The following is a 12,583-nucleotide window of genomic DNA, read 5'->3' on the forward strand; positions in this document are numbered from 1 at the left end:
TTGACCTTTCCCTCGATTGCCACGCCCGTCGTGCAGTGGCAGGCGTCGCATGGACGCAATCACCTGCCCTGGCAGCAGACGCGCGATCCCTACCGCGTCTGGCTCTCCGAAATCATGCTGCAGCAGACACAGGTGAGTACCGTGCTGGGCTACTACCAGCGCTTTCTCGATGCCTTCCCCGATGTCGCCAGCCTGGCGGCCGCACCGCAGGACGCGGTGCTGGCGCTGTGGAGCGGCCTGGGCTACTACAGCCGCGCGCGCAACCTTCACCGCTGTGCCCAGGCCGTGGTCGAGGACTGGGGTGGTGCCTTTCCACGCAGGGCAGAGGATCTGGCCACGCTGCCCGGCATAGGCCGGTCCACGGCCGGCGCCATCGCCTCCTTTTGCTTTTCCGAGCGTGTGCCCATCCTCGATGCCAACGTGCGGCGCGTGCTCACGCGCGTGCTGGCCTTCGATGCCGATCTGGCTGTTGCCAAGAATGAGCGCGAACTGTGGGATCTGGCCCAGCAGCTGTGTCCCACCGAGGACCTGCAGCAGGCCATGCCCCGCTATACCCAGGGCCTGATGGACCTGGGTGCCACCATCTGCACGCCGCGCAAGCCCAGCTGCCTGGTCTGTCCGCTGCAGCCGCAGTGCCGGGCAGCGCGCTTTGGCAATCCCGAAAACTATCCCGTGCGAACGCGCAAGCTCAAGCGCAGTTCCGAGGCCTGGTGGCTGCTGATCGCCGTGGACGGGCAGGGCCGCGTCTGGCTGGAGCGCCGTCCGCAGCAGGGCATCTGGGCGGGGCTTTATGCGCCACCCGTGTTCAACGGGCGCGAGGCACTGGAGCAGGCGGTGGCACAGCATTGGCCAGGAACGGCGCCCCTGGACTGGACCGATCTGCCCGCCTTCCTGCATGTGCTCACCCACCGCGATCTGCACCTGCATCCGGTGCGCGTGCGCGTGCAGGGCGGCGGCATCGATGCCGCCACGCCGGACGGCCAGGGCTGCTGGGCCGATGCCGGGGTCTGGGCCGACATGGGCCTGCCAGCCCCCGTGCGCAAGCTGCTGGATGCGCAATTTGCGGGCTGAGGCCACGGCCGGCCCGGCTGGCTAGAACCTGCGGCGCGGCAGCAGCAGGGCGCAGCGCAGCAGCATCCAGGCCAGCCATTGTTCCCGTGCGCCGGGCGTGCGCCTGGCGCGTGCGGTGGCGTCGGCAATGTGCAGGCGCAGGGAGCCAAGGGCATGGCGGTCCCCGCTTTGCACGGCCTGTTGCCAGGCCTGCTCGCAGCGCTGGCGCTCCAGCGCCTGATTGTCCGGGCTGCGGATATCGCTGATGGCGGTGATGGTGCTCATGGCTGCAGCGCTCCCACGGTGGGTGGGGTGCCCGCGTCTTCACCGCCGCGGTCGCCATCCTGCCGGCCGAAGGCATACCAGTCCACATGCCGCGTGCAGACCATGATCAGGGCCAGCACCGCGAACAGCGCGATCGATCCCACGATGAGCGCGCTTTGCTCCAGTTGCAGCAGCACGTACAGCAGGCCGTAGAGTGCGGCGATGCCCGCCGCAAACGGCAGGCCGCGGCGCAGGCTGCCCAGGATGTGGCTGGCGTAGTAGCCCAGCAGCAGCACGCAGGCCGAGGCGGCAATGCCGTAGGCGCTGGCAAATCCCATGTGCTCCGACAGGCTGATCAGCAGCAGGAAGAAGCTGCACAGCGCCGATCCCACCAGCAGGTACTGGATGGGATGCACGCGCAGCTGCTTGAGCACCTCGAACAGGCCGACGGCCACGAAGGTCAGCACCACGAAGAGCAGGCCGTACTTGGTGGCGCGGTCGCTCAACGAGTAGGCGTTGATGGGGTCCACGAAGTCCGTATCCAGCGATTCCAGGCAAGGGCCGCTGTTGGAGGCATGGGCGGTGGCCGCGTATTCCTCCATGTCGCGGCGGCCGGGCTGGCACAGCGGCTGCTGGTCGGTGAAGGCCTGGCGTGCGGACGAGGCCAGGGCCGAGAGGTTCCAGCTGGCTTCGAAGCCCTTGTCGCTGATCTCCCGCCGGTTGGGCAGAAAGCTGCCACCGAACGAGGGATGGGGCCAGTCGGCCGACAACTGGACCTGGCTGTGGCTGCCCAGCGGCACGAAGGCCAGCTTTTCGGTGCCCACCAGTTCCAGGGCAATCTTCAGTTCAAGGGGCCCGTCCTTCTTGAGCAGGGCCGGCGCCAGTTCCGCCTGCAGGCCCTGCGAGTAGCGCTCCAGTGATGTGCCGGGGCCCACGTCCAGGCTCTTGCCATCGGCTTCGATGGTGGCCGAGCGTATGCCGCGCGGATCGGTGAGCGACAGCGCCACGCGCAGTGCGCCGCAGCGCACGGTCTGGTTGGCCGCCGTGTCGATGGAGGGCTTTTCCAGGTACTGGGCGGCGTTCGTGAAGCTGGCGCTGATGCTGTCCTGCATGGCGTAGGTGCTGACTTGGTGCAGGCCGCGCGAGCGCTCCTCCATGCGCGCCGTGGCCTGGTGGCGCAGTTGGTCGGGCAGCAGCATGCGCTGGAACTGGCGCGTGGTCCATTCGGTCTTGCTGCCTTTCTCGACGCCCGTGGTCTCGGTGCAGTTTTGCACCAGCACAGGGCCCATCAGCGTCTGGCGGCCAGCCAGGCTGGCGACCACGCCCTGCACGGCGTTGTCGCGGTTGCGTATGCGGTCCCGCACCACGTCGTGTATCAGGCCCAGGCCCAGCATCAAAAGGCCCAGCATGACCAGCAGGGCCACGCCTTTGGCAAGCAGTCGGTTCTTCATTCCACATCCCGTTCGTTGATCGTGGACGCAGTCTGGGCGGGGGTTGTGTGGCCGGAATGAAGTGTGTGAAGCGGGTGTGAAGTCGGATTCGCAGGACCGATAGGGGGCGTCAGTGTGCCCGCAGTGGCCAGTTCAGCGTGACACGCAGCCCGGGCTGGGCGTTGGCGGCCTGCATGCTGCCGCCGTGCAGCAGCATGATGCGCAGCACGATGGACAGGCCCAGTCCCGTGCCGCTGCGCTCCCCGTTGGGGCGGGGGGTGGTGAAAAAGCGCTCGCCCAGCCGGCCGAGTAGCGCCTCGGGCACGCCGGGGCCGTGGTCACGCACGCTGACGCGGCCGGGCTCCAGGTCCACGTGGATGCTGCTGCCCTCTGGGGCGAAGTCGATGGCGTTGCTCAGCAGGTTGCTCAGGGCCAGCACCACCAGGTCCTGCTCCCAGGGGCCGCTGCTGTCCTGGCCTTGCAGCACCAGCTGGATGCGGCGCTGGTGCGCTGCGCTGTGCACTTGCGCCATGGCCTGTTCGGCACAGGCCTGCAGGCTGCAGGCCGTGTGCGGGTGCAGGGCGCGGCGCTGCTCCAGCTGGCTCAGGCGCAGCAACTGGTCCACGAGGTTTTGCAGGCGCTGGCACTGGTCCACCACCTGGCGTGCGAACAGTTCGCGGTCGGCCGATGGCAGGTCTTCCTGCAGCAGCTCGCCTGCTCCACGGATGGCAGCCACGGGGCTCTTGAGTTCGTGCGTGAGGGCGCGCACATAGCCTTCGATGTAGTCGCGCCCTTCCAGGCGGCTGCGCATGTTCTCCATGGCGCGAGCCAGCTCGCCCAGCTCGCCGGGCATGCGCGGGGCCTCGGGCGTGGGCGGGGCGGTGGTGGGGGAGGCGGCCTCGTTGAGCGTGGGCGCCTGTACCTGCTGGGCATAGCTGCGCAGGCGCCGCACATGGATGACCAGCCACCAGGTGACGGCAAAGCCCACGCCGGCCGACAGCAGAAGGAACAGCAGGCCGCCGCGCAGCATCTTGCTTTCCGCGCTGTCCACGATCTTCTGCACCGAGTGGGCGGGCTTGGAGGCGGTGAGCACGCCCGCCACGCGGCCATCGACCATGATGGGTGCCGAGACATACATGACGCTGCTGGCCTCGTCGTTCTGCACCTCGCGCGTGGTGCGTGCGCCGTATTCGCCGCGCAGCGTGCGGTGCACGTCGCGCCAGCGCGAGTAGTCGGCGCCCTGGTCCAGCCCGGCGGAGTCGAACAGCACCAGGCCCTTCTGGTCCGTGACGGTGACGCGCATGTCCAGGCTGGTCTTGCGCGTGTCCCAGATCCAGACCTTGACGGTCTGGTTGGCATAGGCCTGCATGTGGTGCGCGAAGCGGCTGTCCGCGGGGCTTTGCTGCAGCACGCCGCTGGCCATGTCGTCGCTGGCCAGCGCGGCCAGTGCGTAGGCGGTCTCGACCAGCGTGTCCTCGGTCACCTTGCGCACGCTGGGCTTGACCTCGACCATGAAGACGCGCAGCACGAAGAATGCGGCCAGGCCGTTGATGACGAAAAAGGCGAAGAACAGCCGCAGTCCGAGGCGCATGGCGTGCTGCGGTGGCTCAGCCCGGCAGCGTCAGGCTGTAGCCCATGCCGCGGTGGGTGGTGATGAAGTCCTGCTGCGGCACCTGGGCGCGCAGCTTGGCGCGCAGGGTCTTGACGTGCGTATCCACGGTGCGGTCCGTGCTGTCGCTGTCCTGGCCCCAGATGCTGTCGAGCAGGAACTCGCGGCTGAGGATGCGCCCGGGGCGCTCCAGCAGGCAGCGCAGCAACTGGTACTCGCGCCGCGTCAGCTCCAGGGGCACACCCTGCATGCGTACGCGCTGGCCTTGCGTATCGATGCTGAACAGGGCATCGGCCGGCGCTGCGCTGGCCGTTGGCGCGGGCTGCAGGCGCTGCGCACGGCGCAGCAGGGCGCGGGTGCGGGCCACCAGCTCGCGCGGGCTGAAGGGCTTGGTGAGGTAGTCATCGGCGCCCAGCTCCAGGCCCAGCACGCGGTCCATTTCCTCGCCGCGTGCGCTGAGCACCAGCAGCGGCACGGCGGCGCCGGCCTGGCGCAGCTCGCGGCACCAGTCCAGGCCGTTGCCATCGGGCAGGCCCACGTCCAGCAGCAGGGCATCGGGCGGCTGCGCCTGCCATTGCGCGCGTGCATCGGCCAGCTGCAGGCAGTGGCGCACGGCGATGCCGTCGCGCTCCAGCGCATAGCAGACGGTGCGCGCGATGGCGGGGTCGTCCTCCACCAGCAACACACGCGGGGCGTTCGTCATCGGCAAGCCTTGCATCGCAGTGTTCCGGAGGCGGGGCCTGGCGCTCAGACGTCGTGCGCAAGCAAGTCGGCAGGCTTGAGCGTGGGCCGGCTGTCCAGCGAGCGGTGCCGGCACAGCGTGGGCCAGCGCGGGGCAAAGTGCCGCGCCAGTTCCTCGACCAGGAAGACCGAGCGGTGCTGGCCCCCCGTGCAGCCGATGGCCACGGTGACATAGCTGCGGTGGTTGCTGGCCATCATGTCCAGCCAGGACTCCAGGAACTGCTGGATGTCGCGCCGCATCTGGTCCACGCCGGGCTGCTGGCGCAGGAACTCGGCCACGGGTGCGTCCATGCCGGTCAGCGGGCGCAGCTGGGGTTCGTAGTGCGGATTGGGCAGCATGCGCACATCGAACACATAGTCGGAGTCCGAGGGCAGGCCGTGCTTGAAGCCGAAGGACTGGAAGACCAGGGTCATCTGGCCCACCGGGGCCGCAATCAGCTCCTTGATATAGCTTTGCAGCTGGGACGAGCGCAGGTGGCTGGTGTCGATGACATGCGACTTCTCGCGCAGGTCGCCCAGCAGCTCGCGCTCGGTTTCTATGTCCTGCACCAGGGCGCGGCGGCCTTCGGCGACCGGCCCCTGCGACAGCGGATGGCGGCGCCGGGTTTCGGAGAAGCGCCGCACCAGGGTGCCCGTGGTGGCGTCCAGAAAGACCAGGTGGGGCACGACGCCCTGGCGCTGCAGCCGTTCCAGCTGGCCGGGCAGGTGGGGCAGTCCGCCGGCGCTGCGCGCATCCATGGCGATGGCCACCTTGTTGCTGTGGCGGCCATGCTCCAGTTCGACGAAGGCGGACAGCAGCTCGGGGGGCAGGTTGTCCACGCAGTAGTAGCCGGCATCCTCCAGCGCATGCAGGGCGACGGATTTGCCCGATCCGGACATCCCGGTGATCAGCACGATCTCAAGCGACATGGCATCAGCCTCCATTGGTATTGCGCGCGCCGTTGGCCGCGCGTCCCGGCTTGGACCGTGTGCGGTCGGCATCGGCCTGGGGCCGCTGCCGGCCGGCCCGTCGCGGGGGTGGGCGGGGTGCAGGTGCCTGGCGCGCCATGGCCAGCATTTCGCGGGCATGGGCCATCGTGGTTTCGGACTGGCGCTCGCCACCGAGCATGCGCGCCAGCTCGGCCTCGCGTGCGGCGCTGTCCAGCGGCTGCACGGTGCTGAGCGTGCCTTGCCTGGCGCGCTGCTTGGCCACCAGGTAGTGCTGGTCGGCGCAGGCGGCAACCTGCGGCAGATGGGTGACGGACAGCACCTGCCGCGATCGGCCCAGCGCATGCATGAGGCGGCCCACGGTTTCGGCGACGGCGCCGCCCACGCCCGAGTCCACCTCGTCAAAGATCAGCGTGCCGGCTTCGCCCAGCTCGCTGGTGGTCACGGCAATCGCCAGCGAAATGCGCGACAGCTCGCCGCCCGACGCCACCTTGGCAATCGGCTTGGGACTGGCCCCAGGATGGCCGGCGACCAGGAAGGCCACGCTGTCCACGCCAAAGGCACCGGGGGAGTCGGCCGTGGACAGGGCGGCCTCGAACAGGCCGCCTTCCATGCCCAGGCCCTGCATGGCCTGGGTGATGGCGCGCGACAGGCGTGGCGCAGCCAGGGCGCGCTGCTGTGACAGCACCCGGGCGCTGGCCTGGTAGTGCTGCTGCGCCGATTGCTCGGCCGCATGAAGGGCCTCGATGTCCACGGCGGCGTCCAGCTGCTGCAGTTCCTGGCGCCATCCGGCCAGCAGCGCGGGCAATTCATCGGGCGTGCGGCGGTAGCGGCGCGCCAATTGCATCCACAGCGACAGGCGTTCATCGAGCTCGGCCAGGCGCTCGGGGTCCAGGTCGGCGCGGCGCAGATAGCTTTGCAGCGAATGGCGCGCATCCTGCGCCTGGGCCATGCATGAGGCCAGCACGTCGGCAATGTTCTGGAAGTCGGGCTCCAGGTGCTCCTGGTTCTGGATCAGGTGGCTGGCGCGGCCCAGCGGAGTGATCACGCCGGCCTCGTCGTCCTCCAGCATCTGCAGCGTGGTCTGGGCGGTGTCGATCAGGGTCTGGGCATGGGACAGGCGCGTGTGCTGGGCATTGAGCTCGTCCCACTCGTCGGCCTGCGGGGCCAGCTTGTCGAGTTCGGTGATCTGCCACTGCAGCCGCTCGCGCTCGCGCTGCAGGCTGTCCTGGGCGGATTGCGCATGCTGCAGCGCCTGCCGGGCCTGGGACCAACGGCTCCAGCAGCCCTGGACCTCGCGGCTGTCGATGCCCGCATAGGCGTCCAGCAGGGCGCGCGCCGCATCGGGCCGCGTGAGGCTTTGCCAGGCATGCTGGCCGTGGATGTCGATCAATTGCTCACCCAGGGCGCGCAGCTGCGTGGCCGTGGCCGGCGTGCCGTTGATCCAGGCGCGGCTGCGGCCCTGGATGTCCACCGTGCGCCGCAGCAGCAGGCCGCTGTCCTCGCAGGCCAGGCCTGCGGCCTCCAGCCAGGGGCGCACCCGTGCGCAGCCGTCGAACTCCACGCAGATATCGGCCTGGGTGCAGCCTTCGCGCACCACGTCGGCGTCGGCGCGGGCGCCCAGGGCCAACTGCAATGCGTCGATCAGGATGGATTTGCCGGCGCCGGTCTCCCCGGTCAGCACGGTGAAGCCCGCATGCCAGTCCAGATCCAGGGCCTGCACGATCACGAAGTCGCGCAGAACGATGCGCTTGAGCGCCATGGTCAGGCGCCTCCCTCGTTCCAGCCCAGTTTCTTGCGCAGCGTGGCGAAGTAGTTCCAGCCCTTGGGATGCAGAAAGCGCACGCTGTGGTGGGCGCGGCTCACGAGGATGCGATCGCCGTGCTGCAGCGAGGCCAGGGACTGCATGTCGAAATTGGCGCTGACATCGCGCCCGGCCACGACCTCGATCGTGACCTCGTTGGCATCGGACAGCACGATGGGGCGGTTGGACAGGTTGTGCGGCGCAATGGGTGCCATCACCCAGGCAGGGATGGAAGGGTGCATCATCGGCCCGCCGGCGGACAGCGCATAGGCCGTGGAGCCCGTGGGCGTGGCCACGATCAGGCCGTCGGCGCGCTGGTTGGAGACAAAGCGGCCGCCCACCTCGATGCGCAGCTCCACCATGCCCGAGGTGCCGCCGCGGTTGACCACCACGTCGTTCATGGCCAGGGCCTCGAACACGCACTGGCCGTCGCGGATCACGCGGGCGCACATCAGGGGGCGCAGGTCCTCCTCGTATTCGCCCTGCAGCATGGGGGTGAGCGTGGCCTCGAAGTCCTCCAGCGCGATGTCGGTGACAAAGCCCAGGCGGCCCTGGTTCACCCCGATCAGGGGCGTTCCGTATTGCGCCAGATGCCGGCTCACGCCGAGCATGGTGCCGTCGCCGCCGACGACCAAGCCCAGGTCGCAATGCCTGCCCAGGCCATCGACATCGAGGGTGGGGTAGTCTGTGAGCCCTGCGTGCAGGGCCGATTGGGTATCAAGCACGACTTCGCAGCCCTGGCGCCTGAGGAAGTCCGCAATGCGCTCAAGCGCGTTGCTGGCATTCTCGGACGGGGCGCTTGCGCTGGGAGCGTGGTACTTCCCGATCAAGGCAACGTGGCGAAACGTGGACGTCATTTCTGGAAATTACATCATTAAAATCATCACATGCTCGACGAACGTGCCAAGTTGTTGCTCAAAGCGCTGATCGAGCGTTATATCGCTGACGGCCAGCCTGTGGGCTCGCGAACCCTGTCGCGTGCGTCGGGGCTTGAATTGTCGCCTGCCACGATACGCAATGTGATGGCTGACCTCGAAGACCTGGGGTTGATCATCAGCCCGCACACCTCGGCGGGCCGCATTCCGACCGCCCGGGGCTACCGGCTGTTCGTGGACACCATGCTCACTGCAGACCGTGCCGATATCGTGACGCCCGAGCTCGCGCCCGAGCAGCCGCAGAAAGTCATCGCCAACGCCGCCAACCTGCTGTCCAGCCTTTCCCAGTTCGTGGGCGTGGTGCTGGTGCCGCGCCGCACCTCGGTGTTCAAGCACATCGAATTCGTGCGGCTGTCGGAGCGGCGCTTTCTGGTCATCATCGTATCGCCCGACGGTGACGTGCAAAACCGCGTCATCTTCACCGACGTGGACTACTCGGGCTCGCAGCTGATCGAAGCCTCCAACTTCCTCAACAGCCACTACGCGGGCCTGGCCATGGAAGAGGTGCGCGAGCGCCTCAAGGGCGAGGTGGAGCTGCTGCGCGGCGAGGTGGCCACGCTCATGCAGGCGGCCGTCAACATCGGCACGGAGGCTATGACCAGCGCCCAGGAGGACGTGGTCATCGCGGGCGAGCGCAACCTGCTGTCGGTCAGCGATTTCTCCAGCGACATGGGCAATCTGCGCCGCGCCTTCGACCTGTTCGAGCAAAAGACCCAGATCCTCAGGCTGCTGGATTTTTCCAGCCAGGCGGAAGGCGTGCGCATCTACATCGGCGGTGAAAGCCAGGTCGTGCCTTTCGAGGAGCTGTCCGTGGTCAGCGCGCCCTACGAGCTCGACGGCAAGGTGGTGGGCACGCTGGGCGTGATCGGGCCCACCCGCATGCACTACGACCGCATGATCCAGATCGTGGACATCACCTCCAAGCTCGTCAGCAATGCGCTGAGTCACAAGCGCTGAGTCCTGCGGGTTAGGCTCTACAATAGTTGTTTGCCATGGCCTACATCCGTGCTGCCTTGGTGAATCAGGGGCCTTAGCTCATGCTTGGTTAGAGCAGCGGACTCATAATCCGTTGGTGCCCAGTTCGACTCTGGGAGGCCCTACCATCCATTGGTATGAAAAGCCTGCCGCCTTTCCGGGCGGCAGGCTTTTTTGCTGGGCGCACGGCTGCCGCATGGCATGCCATCGCCCGGTTGCCGAGGAAAGCGGGCGCCGGGTTTTTTGCAGAAATATGGCGCTTTTGTCCGGGAGCCCCAAAACCCGCTGCTACAATGCGAAGCGTTGCGGCTGTAGCTCAGCTGGATAGAGTACTTGGCTACGAACCAAGGGGTCGTGGGTTCGATTCCTGCCAGCCGCACCAAAAAACGCAAAGCCCTGAAGTTGAAAGACTTCAGGGCTTTTTCGTTTTCTGCATTTGCATCCGCATCCCTGGGATGCCAGTCAGGCCTGTTCCGCTTTCGGCAGCACGATGCTGAAGGCGCTGCCCTGGCCGGGCGTGCTTTCTATCTCAAGCTGCCCGCCATGTCGGGCGGCCACGGTGCGCACGAAGGCCAGGCCCAGGCCCACGCCGTCGAGGTGCTGGTGATGGTCCAGGCGCTCGAACGGTTGGCTCAGCCGGGCGACGGCCTTCCCATCCATGCCGGGCCCGTGGTCCCGGATGGTGATGCGGCAATGGCCTGCGTCCTGCCACAGCAGGCATTGCACCGTGGCGGGGTTTGCCTGATCTGCGCGCGCTCCGTATTTGATGGCGTTGCCGATCAGGTTGACGGCCGCGCGGTGGAGCATGCCCGCATCGCCCAGCACGGGGCATTCCTGTTCGGGCAGGTGGAACTCCAGCTGCACGTGGGCCGCAGAGGCCTGGGCCCAGCAGCTTTCCACGGCCTGGTCCAGCACCAGGCCCAGGTCCAGCCGTTCCCGGCGCAGCGCCTGCTGCTGGGCGCGTGCCAGGTGCACGAAATCGTCGGCCAGCTGCAGGGAGGCCTGGGCATAGCTTTCGATGCGCGGCAGCAGGAGGCCGAGGTCGGGCGCCTGTACGGCGCCGCGCTGCATCTCCAGCAAGGTGATGATGGACGCCACGGGCGCCCGGATGTCGTGCGAGATGAACTGCATGGCCAGGTCGCGCTGGGCCTGGGCGCTGCGCAGATCGCTGATATCGACCAGGGTGATCAGCCAGCCCGTGGTCGGCGGTGCCTCGAAGGTCTGGGTCAGCAGCATCAGGCTGCGTCCCATGGGGTCGCGCCCCTCGCTGCTGGGCGGCAGGCCGTGGGCGGCAAGTGCCTCGGGCGTGAGCAAGGGCTGGCCGGCGGATGCGCCGGCTGCCGTGTCCAGTGCCCGCAGACCATCGAGCAGCCGGGGCAGGGCATCGCCGGCCCTGAGGCCATGCCCCAGGCTGCGGGCATAGGCGTGGGCTGCGGCGTTGGCCAGCAGCACATGGCCCTGCCGGTCGCAGACAAAGGTGGGCGAGGGCAGCTGGCGCAGGCTTTCGCTGACGAAATGGTGCAGGGCGCGCAGTTGGCGCGAAGCCTGCTCCACGGCCGCGATGCGCTGGTCCAGCAGGTCGCCGCCCAGGCGCAGCGCGGTGGGCAGGCCCTGCCCCTGCAGGTCGCGCAGCTCCAGCGCCAGAAAGCGCGCGGCGGCGCGCAGGCGCAGCCAGCTCCATAGCGGATAGGCCAGGGCCAGGCCCAGCAGGCCGGCTGCAGGCGCCGTCTGCACCTGCCACAGGCGCGGCGCAAGCCCGGCCAGCGAAAGGCAGGCCAGGGCCAGCAGCGCGCAGGCCAGCATGCCGCCCGACGGGCCCAGCCAGGCCAGGGCCAGCAGGGCCAGCAGCACGGCTGCCGCATTGAGCGCGCGGTTGAGCGTGGCCGACGCTGGATGCACATGCGAGCCCTGCAGGCTGCCGTTGAGCACATGGGCCAGCATCTCCACGCTGGAGATGGGCCGCGCGCTGGTGCCCAGCGGTGCGGTGAAGCGGCTGCCCAGGCCGGTGGCCGTCGTGCCGATGAGCACGTATTTGCCGCGGAATGCCGCTGCAGGAATGCGGCCGCGCAGCACGTCGATGTAGGAATAGGTGGTGAAGGGCGAGCGGTCCCTGGCGCCTTGCTCCGGTCTGGCCTGTGCAAAGGCAATGATCTCCTGCTGGCGGCGTTGCCAGGAGGGCGAGTCGGGGTCCATGGGCGGCACGGGCTCCGGGCGGGCGCATGCGCGGCCGTTCTCGCCCACGCAGTGCAGGGCCAGCGCCATGTGCCACCAGGGCTGCTGCGCACTGCCTTCTATGGCATGGAAGCCGCGCACCGCGCCATCGGCGTCCACGGGCAGCTGGGTATGGCCCAGCGCCGCTGCGGCCTGTGCGAAGGCCGGCAGCGGGCCGCTGCCTGGCGCCACGGGCAAGACGGTGCGGCCGCTGCGCTGCAGAACGCGCGCCAGCAGCAGGTCGTCGCCGGGGTAGTCCAGGTCTTCCTCGCTGAGCATCACGTCCAGGCCTATGGCGCGCGGCGGTGCCTGGCTGATGCGCTCCAGCAGGCCGGCGTGCAGTGCGCGACGCCAGGGCCAGCGGCCAATGGCGTCGATGCTGGCATCGTCGATGGCGACGATGACGATGTCCTGCGATGCCTTGGGGCGGTGCAGCCAGCTGGCCGTGTCCTGTACGAAGCCGTTGATGCGGTCGAGCTGCCCGTCGCCGCTGAGCCAGAACACCAGGGACAGCAGGCCCGCCGCCAGCAGCAGCCAGTCCCGCCGCAGTCCACGGCCACGCGCAGGCGCTGGCTGCGCCGGCGTGGCGGGGCTGTCAGGCAGGGGCGGCTGGGTGGGCAAGCGCGGGCAGGGAATG

General features: G+C 68.5%; 10 protein-coding genes and 2 tRNA genes. 4 read left to right on the forward strand and 8 right to left on the reverse strand.

The features are described from left to right. Positions 1-1,071: an A/G-specific adenine glycosylase gene (mutY, locus tag BW39_RS25785; RefSeq protein ID WP_043824989.1), complete on the forward strand. Its 1,071-nt coding sequence runs from the start codon at positions 1-3 to the stop codon at positions 1,069-1,071. 21 nt (positions 1,072-1,092) lie between these two features. On the opposite strand, the gene BW39_RS25790 is transcribed toward mutY, so the two are convergent. From BW39_RS25790 to BW39_RS25820, 7 genes are all read right to left on the reverse strand, one after another. Then, complete coding sequence (locus BW39_RS25790) at positions 1,093-1,335, reverse strand: hypothetical protein (RefSeq protein WP_012207224.1); 243 nt, start codon at positions 1,333-1,335, stop codon at positions 1,093-1,095. Beyond that, a complete protein-coding gene (gene creD / locus BW39_RS25795) occupies positions 1,332-2,765 on the reverse strand; it encodes a cell envelope integrity protein CreD (protein WP_043824991.1) in 1,434 nt (477 codons plus the stop codon). The genes BW39_RS25790 and creD overlap by 4 nt, the downstream gene beginning before the upstream one ends. A 109-nt stretch (positions 2,766-2,874) precedes the next feature. Next, positions 2,875-4,335 carry a two-component system sensor histidine kinase CreC gene (gene creC, locus BW39_RS25800; protein ID WP_043824992.1) on the reverse strand — a complete coding sequence of 487 codons (1,461 nt, stop codon included), beginning with the start codon at positions 4,333-4,335 and terminating at the stop codon, positions 2,875-2,877. 16 nt (positions 4,336-4,351) lie between these two features. Then, positions 4,352-5,071, reverse strand: a complete 720-nt coding sequence (creB, locus tag BW39_RS25805; RefSeq protein WP_081816295.1) for a two-component system response regulator CreB — start codon at positions 5,069-5,071, stop codon at positions 4,352-4,354. 29 nt (positions 5,072-5,100) lie between these two features. Then, positions 5,101-6,003, reverse strand: a complete 903-nt coding sequence (gene rapZ / locus BW39_RS25810) for an RNase adapter RapZ (protein ID WP_012207220.1) — start codon at positions 6,001-6,003, stop codon at positions 5,101-5,103. Between the two features lie 4 nt (positions 6,004-6,007). Continuing rightward, positions 6,008-7,783: a DNA repair protein RecN gene (gene recN / locus BW39_RS25815; RefSeq protein ID WP_043824995.1), complete on the reverse strand. Its 1,776-nt coding sequence runs from the start codon at positions 7,781-7,783 to the stop codon at positions 6,008-6,010. A gap of 2 nt (positions 7,784-7,785) precedes the next feature. Beyond that, complete coding sequence (locus BW39_RS25820) at positions 7,786-8,682, reverse strand: NAD kinase (protein ID WP_012207218.1); 897 nt, start codon at positions 8,680-8,682, stop codon at positions 7,786-7,788. 30 nt (positions 8,683-8,712) lie between these two features. Here BW39_RS25820 and hrcA point away from each other — a divergent pair, with 30 nt between their 5' ends. From hrcA to BW39_RS25835, 3 genes are all read left to right on the forward strand, one after another. Then, a complete protein-coding gene (hrcA, locus tag BW39_RS25825; RefSeq protein WP_013800869.1) occupies positions 8,713-9,717 on the forward strand; it encodes a heat-inducible transcriptional repressor HrcA in 1,005 nt (334 codons plus the stop codon). A 67-nt stretch (positions 9,718-9,784) separates the two neighbouring features. Continuing rightward, a tRNA-Ile gene (locus tag BW39_RS25830) sits at positions 9,785-9,863 on the forward strand. Between the two features lie 177 nt (positions 9,864-10,040). Next, a tRNA-Arg gene (locus BW39_RS25835) sits at positions 10,041-10,117 on the forward strand. Between the two features lie 80 nt (positions 10,118-10,197). On the opposite strand, the gene BW39_RS25840 is transcribed toward BW39_RS25835, so the two are convergent. Then, entirely contained in the window at positions 10,198-12,567 is a 2,370-nt protein-coding gene (locus tag BW39_RS25840) for a CHASE2 domain-containing protein (RefSeq protein ID WP_043824997.1), read from the reverse strand. Between the last annotated feature and the right edge of the window lie 16 nt (positions 12,568-12,583).

It is taken from the genome of Delftia sp. RIT313 (assembly GCF_000632165.1).
Classification (GTDB): Bacteria; Pseudomonadota; Gammaproteobacteria; order Burkholderiales; family Burkholderiaceae_C; genus Comamonas; species Comamonas acidovorans.